The sequence below is a fragment of the Pseudoruegeria sp. HB172150 genome (assembly GCF_013184805.1).
Taxonomy (GTDB): domain Bacteria; phylum Pseudomonadota; class Alphaproteobacteria; order Rhodobacterales; family Rhodobacteraceae; genus Psychromarinibacter.
The window spans coordinates 459055-475381 of sequence record NZ_JAATNG010000001.1; the positions used below are offsets into that span (position 1 = coordinate 459055).

Consider the following 16327-nt stretch of genomic DNA (forward strand, 5'->3'; position numbering starts at 1 on the left):
GCGTCGACCGGGGCGGGCGCTTTGCGCCCGCTCTGTTTTTGAGAGTCAGCTTCTGGCTCACCAAAGCGGAAACACGCTTCGCATCCGCCATCGCCTGAGACAATGCGGACAGGCATCGTTCCGCCGCTCAAGAACAATAGCCGTCTCCCCGCAAGCGGGGCCCCTCGGCGATTCTTCCTGATCGTCGGCCCGCCGCCTGTCCGCATTGTCTCAGGCGATGGCGGCTCCGAAGCGGAACGAGATCCCGCACGCGCAGTGGAAAACGATACGGGGGTCTTTCTGAAGATCGAGTGAGCGGAGCGTGGCGGGATGCGTTACAGAAGCGATTCCTCGAATGGAAACTGCGAGAGCAGTTCGATTCCGGTTTCGGTCACCAGCACCTGCTGTTCCAGCTTGACCCCTTCCTTGCCACCCTCCTCGCCGATGAAGCTTTCAACGCAGAGGGTCATGCCGGGCAGGATCTCTCCGTCATAGCCGGCGCTGGGAAAATCGCCGTGGTGATAGAGGTAGGGGTACTCGCCGGTCATGCCGCAGCCATGGGCGGAGAGGTAGTAGCGGTGGGCGTAGTATTTTTCCGGGATGTCCCATGCGGCGTCGGCATAGTCGCGGAACGACATGCCGGGGCGCAGGATGGACATGTTGTGGTGCACCTGCTCGTAGGCGGTCCGGTAAAGCTCTCTCTGGGTGGCGGTGGGTTTGTCGGGTCCGGAATGGAAGGTGCGCGAGAAATCGGCGTAATAGCCGTGGCAGCCGACGACATCGGTATCCAGCGCGATCAGTTCGTTTTCGCCGATCACGTTGTCGCCGGTCTCCTGGTACCAGGGGTTGGTTCGGGCGCCGGCGTTCAGCAGGCGGGTTTCGATGTAGTCGCCGTTCTGCTCGATGACGGACTTGTGCAGGACCGACCAGAGCTGCGCCTCTGTCAGGCCGGGACGGATCGCGGCGCGGAGCTTGGCGACGCCGACCTCGGTGGCGCGGAGCGAGGCGATGACGCATTTCATCTCTTCCGGCGACTTGATGGCGCGGGCCATTTCAACAGGTTCCTGCGCGTCCGCCATGCAGAGCCCCTGTTCGGCGAGCGCGATGGCGGTACCGGCGTTCAGGCGTTCGACGCCGACGGTGGCGCCGGGGCCGACCAGTTCCGCGATCGTGTCGGCAATGTCGGCGGCCCATGCGCGTTCGCGGTCGGCGATATGGGGGCCGGCAGCGACGAAGCTGGCGGTCCGGGCGGGGCGGACCTCGTCGACGGTCTCGAAACCTTCTCCCAGATGCTCGGCGCCGGTGAATTCGTGCAGGATCGCGCGGTCGGCTGTCATCAGCAGGTAGCGCGACGGAGCGTTGCGGGCCGAGAAGACCTGCATGTTTCGGGTGCCGGTGGCGTAGCGGATGTTGACCGGGTCGGAGAGGATGACGGCGGCGATGCCGCGCTTTGACATCTCGGCGCGGACGCGTGACTGGCGGTAGGTGCGCACCGCGACAAGGTCGATTTCTTCGGTGGGCGCGCGGTCGAGCTGTGCGAGTCCCTCCAGGTCGCTGCGCTCTGCGTGCCAGTCCAGTTCAGTCATTTCTTAGCTCCCCTCTTGCCGGCGCATCCTGCAACGGGGCCTTGCCGTCGCGAAAGCGCGAACACGACCGGTCGTGGCGTGGGGACGACCCCATAGCGCTGTGAATTCTTGCAATACGGGGGGCGTTCGCCGTAGCGAGGAGGGGATGGCGCGATCCGGCGCCTGCGGAGGAAGGTGTGGCGATGTCGGATATCGGAAAGGTTCTGGTGCTGGAGCAGAGGGCGGAATGGTTCGCGGAGGCGCTGGCGGAGCAGTGTCCGGGCTATCGGTTCCTTCCTGCGACCACAGTCGACGCGGCGATGGCGCTGGCGGGCGAGGCGGAGATCCTTGTGGGCTTCGCGCCGGCCATTCCGGCACGGCTGGTTGCGGCGATGCCGAGGCTGGCGTGGCTGCAGGCCGTGACGACCGGGGTCGACAACCTGCTGACGATGCCGGAACTGGCGCCGGAGGTGGCGCTGACCAACTGCGGCGGCATCCACGGGCCGCAGATGTCGGAGATGGCGATCCTGATGATGATGGCGCTGCCGCGGCGGTTTCCGGAGATGCTGGAGAACCAGAAGGCGCGGCACTGGGAGCGTTGGGGCCAGCCGATCCTGGAGGGCAAGACCGTCTGCATCCTGGGGCTGGGTGCGATTGCAGAGGTGCTGGCGGCGCGGTGCAACGCCTTCGGGATGCGGGTGACCGGCGTGTCGGACGGACGCAGCGAGGCGCCGGGCGTGTCGAAAGTCTATCGCCGCGCGGCGCTGGAGGAGGCGGCTGCGGAAGCGGATTTTCTGGTGGTACTGGTACCCTACACGCCGGAAACCCATCACATTGCCGGTGAACGGGTGTTCAGGGCGATGAAGCGTTCTGCCTATGTGATCAACATCGCGCGGGGGGCTTGCCTTGACGAGGCGGCGCTGATCGCGGCGCTGGAGGCGGGAGAGATCGCCGGGGCAGGTCTGGACGTGTTCGCGCGCGAGCCGCTGCCGGCGGACGACCCGATCTGGGCGGCACCGAACACGATTGTGACGCCGCATATCGCCGGGTTCTCGGATATCTACCTAGAACAGACGATGCCGGTGCTGGTGAAGAATTTCGCGGTTTATGCGGCGGGCGGGACCGCGGCATTGCCGCTGATCCCGCACGGCGGCTGAGGACGGGTTTTCGAGGGAGGAGGGAGAAGGATGGCGAAGCAGCGGAAGGCGGTGATCACCTGCGCGGTGACCGGCTCGATCCACACGCCGACGATGTCGGAGCATCTGCCGATCACGCAGGACCAGATCGCCGAGCAGGCGATGGCGGCGGCGGAGGCGGGGGCGGCGATCCTGCATCTGCATACGCGGAAGGACGAGGATGGCCGACCCTCTGTCGCGGTGGAGGATTACGCGACCTTCCTGCCAAGGGTGAAGCAGGCGACGGGTGCCGTGGTCAACATCACCACCGGGGGCGATCCGCGGCTGCAGATCCGCGAGCGGATCGCGGCGGCGAAGGCCTTTGCGCCCGAGATGTGCTCTCTGAACATGGGGTCGATGAACTTTGCCTTTCATCCGCTGGCAGCGCGGTACGAGAGCTTCAAATACGACTGGGAGAAGGACTTCATCGAGGGGTCGGAGGCGAACATCTTTCGCAACACCTTCGCCGACATCAAGGAGGCGGCGGAAGCGCTGACGCCGCTGGGGGTGAAGTTCGAGCATGAGTGCTACGATGTCGGACACCTCTACAATCTGAAATTCTGTATGGATATCGGGCTGTTCACGCCGCCGATCTTCCTGCAGTTCGTGTTCGGAATCCTTGGCGGGATTGGTCCGGACGTGGACAACCTGCTGTTCATGAAGCGCACCGCCGACCGGCTTTTCGGCGACGATTACCGCTGGTCTGTGCTAGGCGCGGGTGCGGCGCAGATGCCGATGGCGGCGACGGCGCTGCAACTGGGCGGGAACGTGCGGGTCGGGCTGGAGGATTCGCTTTACATCGCGCGCGGCGAACTGGCGGTGTCGAACGCGCAGCAGGTGGAAAAGATCGTGCGGATCATGGGCGAGCTGGGCGTGGAGCCGGCGACGCCCGACGAGGCGCGGGAAATGCTGGGGCTGAAGGGCGGCGACCGGGTGAACTTCTGACGGGTCAGCCCGGGGCGCAGGGCATGCCAGCCGCACCCCATGCCTTGAAGTCGTCGAGGTGGCTCTGCACGTCGTAGGGCGCGGGTTCGCGGCCCGCGCCGGGGGCGAAGCCCCATGCGATGAAGCCGTTTTCCGAGACATCGTGGGTGATGTGTTCCACCAGCCCTTCGAGGTCGCGGCCGCCGTTGCGGTCGGGATCGGCGAGCTGGGCACAGATCTCTGCCGAGGTCTTGCCGGTCCACTGGAACTCCAGCGGCGCAAGCTGCCAGTCGAGGCCGGCATGGGGCGGGGCGTGGGGGATGGAGTTGGGCAGGTCGGTGGTCAGGTGGCAACTGGAGCAGGGCAGGTATTCGGCGCCGATGCGGCTGTCGCCGCCGTGGATGTTCATGCCGTGATCGCGGGCCTGGCCGCTGGCGGTGGCGGTCCAGAGGGGGATGTTGTCCTCTCCCACGTGGCAGTTCGAGCAGCGTGGATGCGACAGGACCTCGTGGATGCGGTCCCAGGCTGCGAGACCATCCTGCTCGGAAACCGAGCCTTCGGGGAGAAGCGTGTCGTCGAGCTGGGTTTCGGCGGCCAGCGCGAGGGTTGCCGGGACGGTCAGGGCGAGGGCGATGAGGGTGCGGCGCATGGCTGTGTCCTCAGGCGAAGTCGATGTGGTGGTGCATCGGCATTTCGCGGATGCGCTGGCCGGTGGCGGCATAGATCGCGTTGGCGAGGGCCGGGGCGGCGGGCGGAACCGGCGGTTCGCCGATGCCGTGGACACGGTCGGACAGTTCGATGCCGCGCACCTCGATATTCGGGCACTGGTAGAGGCGCATGCCCTCGTGGGCGTGGAAGTTGGTCTGCTGCGCGACGCCGCCGGAATAGGTGATCTCGCAGTTCATCGCGTGGCCGAGACCCCAGACGACGCCGCCCTGAACGTGGTTCTCGAAATTCACCGGGTCGATGACGGTGCCGACCTCTGCCGCGGCCCAGACGTTGAGGATGCGGATGCCGCGTTCGGTGTTTTCGACCTCGATCGCCTCGGCGGTCATGGTGCCGAAGCTTTCGACGAGTGCGACGCCAAGGCCGCGATTCTCTCCCGGGTCGCGGCCCCAGCCGGACATCTCGCCGACAGCTTCCAGAACGGCGGCGGCGCGGGGGGTGTCTGCGAGGCGCAGGCGTTCTTCCAAGGGGTCGGCGCCGGCGGCGTGGATCAGTTCGTCGAGGAAACTTTCACCGAAGAAGGCGGCAGTGACGGCGCCAACGGAGCGCCAGGAGGAGACTGGGGCGAGTTCCGGAACGGCATAGGCGCGGACCCGGTAATTCGGCAGCATATAGGGCGCGTTCCAGACGCCGGAAACGATCTGGCCGTCGGGGCCGGGCATCGACAAGCCGAGGCGGGAGAATTGCGACCGGGCGGCGGAGGTCGTGGCGATCTGGATGTCCATCGACTCGATCCGGCCGTTCAGGACGGTGCCTTTCCCGCGCGCCATGCCGATCTGGCGGGGGAAGTCGTGGGCGAAATCCTCTTCGCGGGAGAAGGTCAGCTTGACGGGGGTGCCGCGCATCTGGTTGGCGATCTCGGCGGCGAGTTTGAGGTTCTCGAATTCCAGCCGGTGGCCGAAGCTGCCGCCGCCGAACTGGTTGTAGAAGATCACCTGTTCGGCGTCGTGGCCGGTGACACCGCCGACGATCTGCTGGACGAAGCGCGGAAACTGGTGGGCGGACCAGACCTCGACCGCATCGTCGGTGACGCGGATTATGGCGTTGATCGGTTCCAGCGGCTGGTGCGCGGCGTATCCGGCGCGGTATTCGGCCATGATCGGCTGCGCGGCGGCGGTGGCTTCGACGTCGCCGTCGTTGCGCCATTCGCGGTCGAGCCGGTCCTCGGTGAAGGAGGCGGCGACCTCTTTCCAGTGATCTTCCTGTTCGGGCGGGTAGGGGCCGGTGCCCCAGTCGACGGTGACGGCGTCGGCGGCCTGCTGCGCGCGCCACGTGTTGTCGGCGATGACGGCGATGCCGTTGGTGACCGGCACGATGTCCTTCACGCCGCGCATGGCGCGGGCTTCGATGTCGTCATAGCCGTTGAGCGGGCCGCGGTTGGGGTTCACGCGGGGGGCGGCATAGACCATGCCGTCGATGGTGAGGTCGATGCCGAAGGTCTGGGTGCCGGTGGATTTGGCGACCATGTCGATGCGCGGCATCGACTGGCCGATCAGCCGCCATTGCGACGGGTCGCGCAGGGGCACGCCGGTGACGGGCTCGATGGTGGCGGCGCGGTCGGCGAGGGCGGTGTAGGGGATCGCTGTGCCGTCGGGCAGGATGACGTGACCGGATTTCGTGGTCAGGTCTGCGGCTGGGATGCCGTGTTCCGCGCTGGCGGCGGCCTTCAGCGTTTCGCGGGCGGTGGCGCCAGCCTCGCGCAGCTTCACGTAGCTGTCGGGGATCGAGCTGGAGCCGCCGGTGCCCTGGAAACCGAGGATCTTGAAAACGCCGCCGAGGAAGGAGCGCGTGGCTTCGGCGACGAGGCCGTCATCGTCGGAGCGGAAGGGGGCGCCCTCGACCGCCATGGCGGTGTTCCAGTAGGCGGGCGAGGGCGGGCCGAAGGAGGTTTCGAACTGGCCGAGATCGAGGTCCATTTCCTCGGCGATCAGGGCGGCCTGGGCGTGGACGACGCCCTGCCCGATATCGGCGTGGGGGGTGATCAGGGTGATCTTTTCCGGCGTGATCCGGACCCACGGGTTGAAGGTGACCTCGTCGCTGCCGAGGTCGCGGGAGAGCGGGTTTTCCGGGTCGCGGCTCACCATGTAGACGCCAAAGGCGACTCCACCGGCAATGGCGGCGGAGCCGATCAGGAAGGTGCGGCGGGCGATCTTTCCGGCGCGGGACATCGGCTATGCCTCCTGCATCTTCTGCGCGGCGGCCTTCACCGCGGCGCGGATCCGGGGGTAGGTGCCACACCGGCAGAGGTTGCCGGACATGACACGGTCGATCTCTTCGTCGGTGGGGGCGGAATTGGTTTCCAGCAGCCACGCCGCCTGCATGATCTGGCCGGACTGGCAGTAGCCACATTGCGCTACCTGTGTCTCGATCCAGGCCTGCTGCACCGGATGCGGCGCGTCGGGCGTGCCGAGCCCTTCGATGGTGACGATCTCGGCACCGTCGGCATAGGCGGCGGGCACCTGGCAGGATCGGACCGCCTCGCCATCGAGATGGACGGTGCAGGCGCCGCATTGGGCGATGCCGCAGCCGTACTTGGTGCCGGTGTAGCCCAGTTCATCCCGCAGGACCCACAGGAGGGGCATGTCGTCCTCGACATCGACTTCGTGCTGCTGCCCGTTCACAGTCAGTTTCATCGTTACGCTCCCTAGGTTCACGCCGGGACTGTCTGTGCCTATGGTATCACCGCAATCGGTACGCCCCATTCACAATCTGTGCCAAAAGACTATCGGATCGCGCCAAGTAGAGCGCGGATGGTTTCAGCGGGCGGCGAGTGCTGGAAGAGTGGTGCCGTGGCAGGTGCGGAGCTTGGGTTTGACGAAGAGTGACCGATATCCCCTGGCGCTGGCGGTGGAGCGGGCGTCGATGATTCTGGGGCTGGATGCGGCGATGCTGCTGAAGCGGGCCGGGTTGCCGCCGGATTTCGTGGAGAACGAAAAGCGCGGCGCCACGGGGGCGCAGGTGGTGGCGTTGTGGGAGGCGGTGGACGAGGCCTGCGACATGTCGAGCCAGGTTTTGCACCTGGCGACGACAATGGCGCATGCACCGTTTACTCCGGCGATGCTGGCGTTTTCGTGCAGCCGCGATATCCAGACAGGGATCGGGCGTCTGGCGCTGTTCAAGCCGTTGCTTGGTCCGGCGCGCCTGCATCACAGGGCCGGGGCGGAGCGTTTCGAGATCTCGGTGCGGATGGCGGAGCCGGGCCTGAGGATGCCGGGCTGGATGGCGGTGTTCGAGGTGGTGTTCCTGCTGGAGAGCTGCCGGTCCTTCACGGCGCGGAAGGTCGCGCCGCTGGAGGTGCGGCTGCCGTCGAATGCGGAGGTTTCCGACGAAGTGCGCGATTTCCTTGGCGCGGAAATTGTGCCCGCGCCGCATCCCGGTCTGGTGCTGGCGCGGGAGGATGCGCGGCGGCCGCTGATCACCGAGAACTCCTCTCTTTGGACCGACGCGGAGCGGCATCTGCGGCGCAAGCTAGCGGAGCGCGACAACTTCGACCTGATGAGCGTGCGGGTGCGGCGGGCGCTGATGGACATGCTGCCGGCGGGGGAGACCACGATTGAAGAACTGTGCAAGCGGCTGCACCTGACGCGGCGCACGGTGCAGCGGCACCTGCAGGCGGAAGGGCACAGCTACCAGGCGATTCTGGCCGAGACGCGGGCGGAGCTGGCGATGAGCTACCTGACCGAGGAGCAACTGAGCGTGGAGGAAACCTCTTACCTGCTCGGGTATCGCGAGCCGAATTCCTTCTTTCGCGCGTTCCAGGGCTGGACCGGCAGCACGCCGGCGGCGGTGCGGCGGGCCGCGAATACGGATGACGCCGCCTGATCGCCGTTTTCCCTGTTTCCATCCGGGAGGTGGGCCGGTAGGCAGGAAGGGAGGGAGGGCGCGGCTTGCGGCTACTGGTGTTCACCGATCTGGACGGCACGTTGCTGGATCACGCGACCTATTCCTATGCGGCGGCGCGGCCCGCGCTGACCGCGCTGCGCGATAACGGTGTTCCGCTGGTGCTGGCGAGCAGCAAGACCGGTGCGGAGATTCGCCTTTTGCATCAGGAGCTTGAGCTTGGGGATGCGCCGGCCATCGTAGAGAACGGCGCCGGGATCTACTGGCCCGCGAAGGGTGCGGAGGATGATCCGGCGGATTACCGGCGCATCCGCGAGGCGCTTGCCGGGATGCCGGAGGCGGAGGGCTATCGCGGCTTTGGCGATATGAGCGACGCGGAGGTTTCCGAGGTGACGGGGTTGCCCGTGAAACAGGCCGCGCTGGCGCGGCAGAGGTGCCATTCGGAGCCGGGGCTGTGGCACGGAACCGATGATGCGCGGCAGGCGTTCCTGTCGGCGCTGGAGGCGAGAGGCATCGCGGCGCGCAGCGGCGGGCGGTTCCTGACGCTGTCTTTCGGGCGGACCAAGGCGGATGCGATGGGCGAGGTGACGGAACGGCTGGGCGCGGAGCGGACCATCGCACTGGGCGATGCGCCGAACGACGCCGAAATGCTGGCACTGGCCGATTTCGGCGTCATCGTGCGCAACGATCACGCACCGCCGATGGACCTGCCCGAAGAGGCGGCAGGGCGCATAAGCCGCACCGATCTTCCCGGCCCGGCGGGTTGGAACAAAGCGGTTCTGCGGCTACTTGAAGAGACGGGCATGAACTAGGGGCGGATGAGCGGATGGCGGATTTTCATCAGAACGGCAACATTGCCCAGTTTCACAACCTCCGCACCAGGCCGATCGAGGAGCTGGAATACGAGCTGGAGACCTTCGCGCAGACGCGGAAGATCACGCTGATCCTGCCGTCGCTCTATTCCGAACTCGAGAATCCCGCGCTGACCCATATCGTCGAGGAACTGTCGAAGATACGGTACCTGCACCGGATCATCATCGGGCTCGATGCGGCCGACGAGTCGCAGTACCGGATGGCGCGGTCGTTCTTCTCGGTGCTGCCGCAGAACCACGTGGTGCTGTGGAACGACTCGCCGCGGATGAAGTCTCTGGGCCGCACGCTGAAAACGCTGGGCCTAGCGCCGATGGAGCCGGGCAAGGGCAAGAACGTCTGGACCTGCATCGGTTACCTGATCGGCTGCGCGGACAGCGCGGTGATGGCGATCCACGATTGCGACATCGTCACCTATGACCGCGAGATGCTGGCGCGGCTGGTCTATCCGGTCGCGAACCCGAATTTCTCGCTGCAGCTGTCGAAGGGGTTCTATCCGCGGGTCGGCAACGGCAAGCTGAACGGGCGGGTATCGCGGCTGCTGGTGTCGCCGCTGCTGATCGCGCTGAAGAAGGTGATCGGCGATCACGATTACATCGATTACCTGCGGTCGTTCCGCTACCCACTGTCGGGGGAATTCGCGCTGCGGACGGCGATGCTGCCGGACCTGCGCATTCCGTCGGACTGGGGGCTGGAGATCGGGGTGCTGTCGGAGGCGTGGCGCAACCTCGGGCGCAACGCGATATGCCAGGTGGAGATCGCGGACGTCTATGACCACAAGCACCAGACGGTCAGCGAGGATGACGCGAATGCCGGGCTGAACCGGATGTCGACGGATATCTGCAAGGCGATCTTCCGGAAGCTGGCGGCGGAAGGCACCGTGTTCACGCCGAACGTGTTCCGGTCGCTGAAGGCGACCTATTACCGGCGCGCGCTGGATCTCGTCGAGGTCTACGCGATGGATGCCAAGATGAACGGTCTGTCAATCGACCGCCACGCGGAGGAGCGGACCATCGAGCTGTTCGCGGAAAACATCATGCGGGCGGGCCAGATCTTTCTGGACACCCCGCACGAGACGCCGTTCATCCCGAACTGGAACCGGGTACATGCGGCGGACCCCTCGCTGATCCCGGACCTGAAGGCCGCGGCGGCGGCGGATGAGGAAGAGTACGAGCCGCTGCCGTTCCGGGCGGTGGGCTGAGCGCGGCTTAGGTGAGCGCCACCGCGCGCTGTTTTTTTTGAAATCGGGCGGGTGACGCGGTGGGCTGGCTGTGGCCTCCGCCGTGTGGTTGGCGCTCAGCTTCCGGCTCACCAACGCGGATGCGTGCTTCGGCTGTTGAGGTTTTCAGAACCGGTTGGTGATCCAGCGGCACTGGTAGGGGCCGAGGGCGACGGTGTCGGTTTCCGGCGTGACGCGCTCGCCGGAGAGGAGATCGACCCAGGCCTCGTCGGCGATCAGGTTCAGAAGTTCCGACTTCACCTCGACCGTGTCCTTCGACACGTTGTGCAGCGCGAAGATCGACTGCGAGCGGTCGAGCGACTGGCGCCAGACGCCGAAGACGCGGTGATCGAGCGGCAGAGTGAACTGCGTGGCGTTGGGGTGGAAGGCGGGCTGGCGCGACCGGATGCGCAGGCGTTCGGACAGCGCCGAGAGCACGCGGGACTGGTCGGAGCCGGGATCGGCGAGACGCGCGCGCAGCGTGGGGTAGTCCCAGCGGTGCCGGTTGATGGCGCGGTTCATTCCGCGCCGCTCCACGGCTTCCAGGTCGTTCGGCGTGGCCAGCATCGAGTGGATGTAGAAGGCGGGGATACCTTCCTGCGACATCGGGATCGTCTGGGAACAGACGAAGCGGGCGATCTGGTGCTCGTCCTCGCCGTCGAAGGTGCGGGCCATCGCCGAGAAAAAGGCGGTGTTGAGCTCGTAGACCGACTGGCCGCCATCGGGCAGAGCGCGCATCGAGACGAGGCCGCCGGAGCTTTGCACGGTCTGGATGATGCGGTCGATCTCTTCGGGCGGTATCAGGCCCTCGGCGGGGCGCATGCCGACACCATCGTGGGAGGCAGTGAAGTTCAGGTAGGCGCAGCCCAGCGGCGCGGGCGGCATCGCGCGCTGCCACGCGGAGAGAAGCCGCGCGGAGCCCGAGAGCATCGCGTGAAGGATCAGCGGCGGCAGCGGGAAGTTGTAGATCGAATGCGCTTCGTCGCACTGGCCGAAATAGGACAGGTTCTCGGCCTTGGGGACATTGGTTTCGGTCAGCAGGATCACCGGTTCGGCGCAGTAGTCGCTTAGCAGGCGCAGGAGCTTCACGATGGCATGGGTCTGCGGCAGGTGGATCGAAGAGGTGCCGGGCTCTTTCCAGACAAAGGCCACCGCGTCCAGCCGGACGATCCGCACGCCCTTGTCGATATGCAGGCGGATGATGCGCAGGATCTCGAGCAACACCTCTGGGTTGGCGAAGTTCAGGTCGATCTGGTCGTGGCTGAAGGTGCACCAGACATGGCGGATGCCCATCGCCGTCTCTACCTCCTGCAGGAGCGGGGTGGTGCGGGGACGGACCACGGCGGAGAGGTCGTCGGACGGATCGGCCTCGTAGAAGAACTTGTCGTATGGCTCCTGACCCTGCCGGTAGGCATTGAACCACGTGCCCTGCGAAGAGACGTGGTTCAGCACCAGGTCGGACATCAGGTGCGTGCCGGCGCTGATCCGCTCGATGTCCGGCCAGTCTCCGAGGGACGGGTTCACCTTGCGGTAGTCGGTGACGGCGAAGCCGTCATCCGAGGTGAAGGGAAAGAAGGGCAGGATGTGGACGCCGTTCATGACGCCGCGCATCGAGGTTTCGAGAAAATCCGACAACAGGTCGAGCGGTTTGTGGAAGCCGTCGATCAGCGAGTCGCCATAGGTGACCAGCACCGCGTCGCGTTGCGACCAGAGCGAATTGTCGGGCTTGCGCGGGCGCTTGCGGGGGCTCTGCCCCTCGGGCCAGAAGGCTTCGATGGCCTGCGCCGTCAGCGCCGGGATGTCGGCGTCGGGGTAGAGGAAGGACAGGAACTCGGAAACCCGGGCGTTGAGAGTGGTCGGCTTTTTCAGCATGTCCCTGCGTATATCCCCGTGGGTATCTGCACTGGCGTTCCTCCCGGTTTTCCCCGTAGCCGTCAGAAATTCAAGGTTATCCACGGTCGATGTCGCGGATTTGTGCGTTTGAGGCCGGAATCGGCAGAAATCCGGGCATTGTTCCCGATAGATCAGGGCTCTCCGCGCGACGGGAGCGAGTCGGCGATCATGTCGGCGGCGCTGGGAGAAAGCGCCAGCGGCACGTCGTGGAGCATTGCAAGACGGGTCAGCGCCTGCAGGTCGACATCGCCGCTATGGGCGACCGTGGGGTCTGCGAAGAAGATCACCGCGTCGAGTTCGCCGGTGGCAATCAGCGCGCCGAGCTGCTGGTCGCCGCCGCGGGCGCCGCGCTGCAGGCGCTGGACGGTGAGATGCGGCGCCGTCTCGGTGACGATGCGGCCGGTGCCGCCGGTGCAGGTCAGCCGGTGGCCCTGCAATGAATTTGCATGGCGGGTGACCCAGGCGCGCAGGTGGGTCTTGCGGGTGTCGTGGGCGACCAGCGCGATTCGGCGCGGTGCGGTGGAATGGGCGCGGGCGCGGGAGGTGATGGCGAGGATGGTGCGGACCTGCGCGGCAAAGCCGGTGGCCTCCGCCGGGAACACACCGCCGAGTGCCGCCGTGCCGACGGTGAAGCCCGCGGCCCCCGCCTGCGCGGTCGCCTCGATCCGCTCGGCGCTGTCGATGGAGCCGGCCATGATGACGGGCTTGGCGACCGCCTCGCAGACCTGGCGCATCAGGCCGGGGACATCGCCCTGGAAGCGGTAGGCGAGAAGGTCCAGCCCGTGGACATGTTCTAGGTCTGCGAGGCGTCGGGCGGAGGTGACGATATCCTCTGGCGGGCCTTCGAGCACGCTGGGATGGCCGGTGATCCTGCCGGGGAACGGGTAGTAGCGCAGCGGGTGATGGCGGGTGACCTCTGTCACCGCCCGCGGACGCGTGCCGCCGAGAAGGCAGTCGACATCAAGCTCCACCGCGGCACGGGCGGAGGCAAGCTCGCTTTCCTCGTCGAGGCTGACGACCTCGAGATATGAACGGCCGCCGGCGGCGCGGATGGTGTCGGCGAGGTTCTTCAGTTCCGGGACCGGCAGGCCGACATCCTTGAAGCCGATATGGCGCACGCCGCCTTCGAGCGCCTCGTTCAGCCGGGCGGGAGCGTCGGGGATGGTGCGATCGTCGGAAGTGAGCATCAGGATGAAGTCGAAGGCCATCGGTCAGGTCCTTTCGAGATCGGGGGCGATGGGGGCGGCGCGGGTCCAGATGGCGGCGGTTTCGGCGATGCGCAGGTGATCCGCCTGCAGGCTGTGATCGATCAGGGACTGCAGGTGGCCAAGGGCGGCGCCGCAGGACAGACCGGCGGCGGTCAGGGCGGAGAACACGTCGCCGACGCCATGCGGGACGCCCTGATGGTGGTCGGCGAGAAAGCGGCGGGTCGCCGTGCGCGTGACCTCGAGGATACCGGTGCGACCGGGTTTCGCGGGGGGCGAGGTGACGCGGATCGCCTTGACCTCGGTGTCCTGCAGGAGGCGCGCGGCGGCGCGATCGGGGTCGTCCTCGCCGGTGAGCCAGCCGAGTTCAAAGAGATTCGGCGTCAGGATGTCGGCGCGGGGCACGACGAGGTCGCGGAGCGCGGCGGCGGCATCGGCGGCGATGTAGAGCCCCTTGGGCAGGTCGCCGAGGGTGGGGTCGACGGTGACAGCGGGCGGATGATCCGAGGCGCGCAGGCGATCGATGGTCTCGGCGGCGAAGGCGGCGTGGTCCGGGGTCGGCAAGTAGCCGGTCAGCACCGCCTCGTGATCCGCGAGCCAGCCGTTGGCATCGAGCGCGTCGCGCATGGCGGCAAGGCGGTCGACCGGAACCGGGCTGCCCGCGACATGCGGCCAGGCGGGGTGGTTCGACAGGGTGGTTGTGGGAAGCTGGGTGACGGTATGGCCGAGCGCCTGCAGCGCGGGCGCGGCGGCGGAAAGGCCGACATGGCCGTAGGCGACCCAGCTGGAAATCATCAGGATGCGGGCCAAGGGGGGAGTCCTTGCAGCGGCGGTTCGGGTGCATGGTACGGGCAGAGTGCTGCGGGCGAAACGGCGAAATCCTCTCCGGGGTCAAATGCGCGCTGCCAGGTATGCTTAGTGTCTCATGTTGGGGGGGCGATGCATCGTCCGGCTGCCTGTGCAGGTGGTTGGTGGGAAGGGAAGCTTCCGGCCCACCTAAGCGGATGGGCATCGGGGGCGTGGCCTTAACTCGGATGGATCGCTAAGCTGCGCCAAACGGCAGGGAGGAGCAGCCGGTGAGACAGATCGCTATCGTCGGCGTGGGCAAGATCGCGCGGGATCAGCATGTGCCGGCCATTGCAGGTTCGAATGCGTTCGAATTGGCGGCGACGGCCAGCCGGCACGGAACTGTCGAGGGTGTCGAGGCCTTCCATTCGCTGGACGAGTTGCTGGAGGCGCGGCCCGATATTCCTTGCATCTCGCTTTGCACGCCGCCGCAGGTCCGCTACGGCGATGCGCGGCTGGCGCTGGAGGCGGGGCGGCACGTGATGCTGGAAAAGCCGCCCGGCGCGACGCTGAGCGAGATGCATGACCTTGTGGCTCTGGCCAATGCGCAGGGCGTGACGCTGTTCGCGACCTGGCACTCGCGCGAGGCGGCGGCGGTGGATGCGGCGCGCGACTGGCTGCGCGGCAAGACGATCCGCAGCGTCGAGATCGTCTGGAAAGAGGACGTGCGGCGCTGGCATCCGGGGCAGGAATGGATCTGGGAGCCGGGCGGGCTGGGCGTCTTCGATCCGGGGATCAACGCGCTGTCGGTGCTGACGGCGGTCTATCCCCGGGCGCTGCATCTGCAGGCAGCGGAGCTGGAGTTCCCGGCGAACCGGGGCACACCGATCGCGGCGTCGCTGTCGTTCCGCGATCCGGGCGGTGCGGAGGTATCCGCCGTGTTCGACTGGCGGCAGGAGGGGCCCCAGACCTGGGACGTGCGGATCGAAACAGACGAGGGACCCGCTGTGTTGATGGATGGTGGCGCGAAGCTGGTGCTGGGCGAAGCCGGCGACGATGGGCCGGCGGCGCTGGACGAGGAATATCCACGGCTCTACGCGCGGTTCGCGGAGCTGCTGGACAAGGGCGAAAGCGATGTCGACCTGTCGCCGATGCGGCATGTGGCCGATGCGTTCACTCTGGGGCGCCGGGTGGAGACGGCGCCGTTCGACTGGTGAGGGAGGGTTGAAATGACGGAACCTTTGAAAGGGATCCTGCCGGTGGCGCCGACACCGTTTCACGCGGACGGGCGCGTCGACGAGGAGGGGATGCGGCGGGTGCTCGATTGCCTGATCGATCAAGGAGTCGATGCGATCTGCATCCTCGCGAATTACTCGGAACAGTTCGTGCTGTCCGACGAGGAGCGCGCGCTGCTGATGCGGATCAGCCTGGAGCATGTGGCGGGGCGGGTGCCGGTGATCGTGACGATCAGCCATTACTACACTGGCATCGTCGTGGAGCGCGCGAAGGCGGCGAAGGCGATGGGCGCGGCGATGGTGATGATGATGCCGCCCTATCATGGCGCCGGGCTGAAGGCCGACGAGCAGGGGATCTATGACCAGTTCGCAGCGGTGGACGCGGTGGGCATCCCGGTGATGGTGCAGGATGCGCCGCTGTCGGGGGTCAACCTGCCGGTGCCTCTGCTGGCGCGGATGGCGCGCGAGCTGGAGCAGGTGAGCTATTTCAAGATCGAATGCCCCTTTGCCGCCGACAAGCTGGCGGCGCTGATCGAGGCGGCAGGGGACCATGTGCTGGGCCCGTGGGACGGCGAAGAGGCGGTGACCCTGCTGGCTGACCTCGATGCAGGCTGCACGGCGACGATGACATCGGGGCTGTTTCCGGAGCATATCCGGCCCATCGTGATGCACTACCTTGGCGGGGACAGGGACGCGGCCTACGCACAGTGGCAGAAATGCCTGCCGCTGATCAATCACGAGAACCGGCAATGTGGGCTGCGCGCCTGCAAGACGGTCTATGCCGAAGGAGGCGTGATCGGCTCGGACCACGTGCGGCATCCGCAGAAACAGATGTCTGAGCGGACGAAGACGCGGCTTCTGGACCTGGCGCGGGAGCTGGACCTGACGGCCCTGCGCTGGGGCAAGTGAG

At 66.7% G+C, this 16327-nt stretch carries 14 protein-coding genes; 7 read left to right on the plus strand and 7 right to left on the minus strand.

The window, feature by feature from the left end; genetic code table 11:
* Positions 1-314: 314 nt before the first annotated feature.
* Positions 315-1565, minus strand: a complete 1251-nt coding sequence (locus HCO70_RS02245) for a Xaa-Pro peptidase family protein (protein WP_172292657.1) — start codon at positions 1563-1565, stop codon at positions 315-317.
* Positions 1566-1747: 182 nt separating this feature from the next.
* On the opposite strand from HCO70_RS02245, the gene HCO70_RS02250 reads away from it, so the two are divergent.
* Complete coding sequence (locus HCO70_RS02250; protein ID WP_172292659.1) at positions 1748-2701, plus strand: D-2-hydroxyacid dehydrogenase; 954 nt, start codon at positions 1748-1750, stop codon at positions 2699-2701.
* A 30-nt stretch (positions 2702-2731) separates the two neighbouring features.
* The gene (locus HCO70_RS02255; protein ID WP_172292661.1) at positions 2732-3664 is read left to right on the plus strand and encodes a 3-keto-5-aminohexanoate cleavage protein; all 933 of its coding nucleotides are present in this window, start codon (positions 2732-2734) and stop codon (positions 3662-3664) included.
* A gap of 4 nt (positions 3665-3668) precedes the next feature.
* Here the strand turns inward: HCO70_RS02255 and HCO70_RS02260 are convergent, their stop codons facing one another.
* The 3 genes from HCO70_RS02260 to HCO70_RS02270 are packed head-to-tail and all read right to left on the minus strand — an operon-like array spanning position 3669 to position 7002.
* Positions 3669-4292, minus strand: a complete 624-nt coding sequence (locus HCO70_RS02260; protein ID WP_172292663.1) for a hypothetical protein — start codon at positions 4290-4292, stop codon at positions 3669-3671.
* 10 nt (positions 4293-4302) lie between these two features.
* Positions 4303-6537, minus strand: a complete 2235-nt coding sequence (locus HCO70_RS02265; RefSeq protein WP_172292665.1) for a xanthine dehydrogenase family protein molybdopterin-binding subunit — start codon at positions 6535-6537, stop codon at positions 4303-4305.
* A 3-nt stretch (positions 6538-6540) separates the two neighbouring features.
* A complete protein-coding gene (locus tag HCO70_RS02270; RefSeq protein WP_172292667.1) occupies positions 6541-7002 on the minus strand; it encodes a (2Fe-2S)-binding protein in 462 nt (153 codons plus the stop codon).
* Positions 7003-7180: 178 nt separating this feature from the next.
* Between HCO70_RS02270 and HCO70_RS02275 the strand changes: the two genes are divergently transcribed.
* The 3 genes from HCO70_RS02275 (at position 7181) to HCO70_RS02285 (ending at position 10280) form a co-directional block, all read left to right on the plus strand.
* The gene (locus HCO70_RS02275) at positions 7181-8191 is read left to right on the plus strand and encodes an AraC family transcriptional regulator (RefSeq protein WP_172292669.1); all 1011 of its coding nucleotides are present in this window, start codon (positions 7181-7183) and stop codon (positions 8189-8191) included.
* A gap of 65 nt (positions 8192-8256) precedes the next feature.
* Complete coding sequence (locus HCO70_RS02280; RefSeq protein ID WP_172292671.1) at positions 8257-9021, plus strand: mannosyl-3-phosphoglycerate phosphatase; 765 nt, start codon at positions 8257-8259, stop codon at positions 9019-9021.
* Positions 9022-9035: 14 nt separating this feature from the next.
* The gene (locus HCO70_RS02285; RefSeq protein ID WP_172292673.1) at positions 9036-10280 is read left to right on the plus strand and encodes a glycosyl transferase; all 1245 of its coding nucleotides are present in this window, start codon (positions 9036-9038) and stop codon (positions 10278-10280) included.
* 144 nt (positions 10281-10424) lie between these two features.
* Here the strand turns inward: HCO70_RS02285 and HCO70_RS02290 are convergent, their stop codons facing one another.
* The 3 genes from HCO70_RS02290 to HCO70_RS02300 form a co-directional block, all read right to left on the minus strand.
* The gene (locus HCO70_RS02290; protein ID WP_172292675.1) at positions 10425-12170 is read right to left on the minus strand and encodes an alpha-amylase family glycosyl hydrolase; all 1746 of its coding nucleotides are present in this window, start codon (positions 12168-12170) and stop codon (positions 10425-10427) included.
* Positions 12171-12322: 152 nt separating this feature from the next.
* Positions 12323-13399 (minus strand): methylglyoxal synthase, encoded by a 1077-nt coding sequence (locus HCO70_RS02295; protein WP_172292677.1) that lies wholly within the window; start codon positions 13397-13399, stop codon positions 12323-12325.
* 3 nt (positions 13400-13402) lie between these two features.
* Complete coding sequence (locus HCO70_RS02300) at positions 13403-14191, minus strand: bifunctional hydroxymethylpyrimidine kinase/phosphomethylpyrimidine kinase (protein WP_172292679.1); 789 nt, start codon at positions 14189-14191, stop codon at positions 13403-13405.
* 281 nt (positions 14192-14472) lie between these two features.
* Between HCO70_RS02300 and HCO70_RS02305 the strand changes: the two genes are divergently transcribed.
* Positions 14473-15399, plus strand: coding sequence for a Gfo/Idh/MocA family protein (locus tag HCO70_RS02305; protein WP_172292681.1), 927 nt, complete (start codon positions 14473-14475; stop codon positions 15397-15399).
* A 12-nt stretch (positions 15400-15411) separates the two neighbouring features.
* Positions 15412-16326, plus strand: a complete 915-nt coding sequence (locus tag HCO70_RS02310; protein ID WP_172292683.1) for a dihydrodipicolinate synthase family protein — start codon at positions 15412-15414, stop codon at positions 16324-16326.
* Position 16327 lies beyond the last annotated feature (1 nt).

What these genes read in the sequence shown, in the direction of transcription:
- HCO70_RS02245 (WP_172292657.1), bottom strand. Translation starts at nt 1,565, where the DNA reads ATGACTGAACTGGACTGGCACGCAGAGCGCAGCGACCTGGAGGGACTC.
- HCO70_RS02250 (WP_172292659.1), top strand. Translation starts at nt 1,748, where the DNA reads ATGTCGGATATCGGAAAGGTTCTGGTGCTGGAGCAGAGGGCGGAATGG.
- HCO70_RS02255 (WP_172292661.1), top strand. Translation starts at nt 2,732, where the DNA reads ATGGCGAAGCAGCGGAAGGCGGTGATCACCTGCGCGGTGACCGGCTCG.
- HCO70_RS02260 (WP_172292663.1), bottom strand. Translation starts at nt 4,292, where the DNA reads ATGCGCCGCACCCTCATCGCCCTCGCCCTGACCGTCCCGGCAACCCTC.
- HCO70_RS02265 (WP_172292665.1), bottom strand. Translation starts at nt 6,537, where the DNA reads ATGTCCCGCGCCGGAAAGATCGCCCGCCGCACCTTCCTGATCGGCTCC.
- HCO70_RS02270 (WP_172292667.1), bottom strand. Translation starts at nt 7,002, where the DNA reads ATGAAACTGACTGTGAACGGGCAGCAGCACGAAGTCGATGTCGAGGAC.
- HCO70_RS02285 (WP_172292673.1), top strand. Translation starts at nt 9,036, where the DNA reads ATGGCGGATTTTCATCAGAACGGCAACATTGCCCAGTTTCACAACCTC.
- HCO70_RS02290 (WP_172292675.1), bottom strand. Translation starts at nt 12,170, where the DNA reads ATGCTGAAAAAGCCGACCACTCTCAACGCCCGGGTTTCCGAGTTCCTG.
- HCO70_RS02295 (WP_172292677.1), bottom strand. Translation starts at nt 13,399, where the DNA reads ATGGCCTTCGACTTCATCCTGATGCTCACTTCCGACGATCGCACCATC.
- HCO70_RS02300 (WP_172292679.1), bottom strand. Translation starts at nt 14,191, where the DNA reads ATGATTTCCAGCTGGGTCGCCTACGGCCATGTCGGCCTTTCCGCCGCC.
- HCO70_RS02310 (WP_172292683.1), top strand. Translation starts at nt 15,412, where the DNA reads ATGACGGAACCTTTGAAAGGGATCCTGCCGGTGGCGCCGACACCGTTT.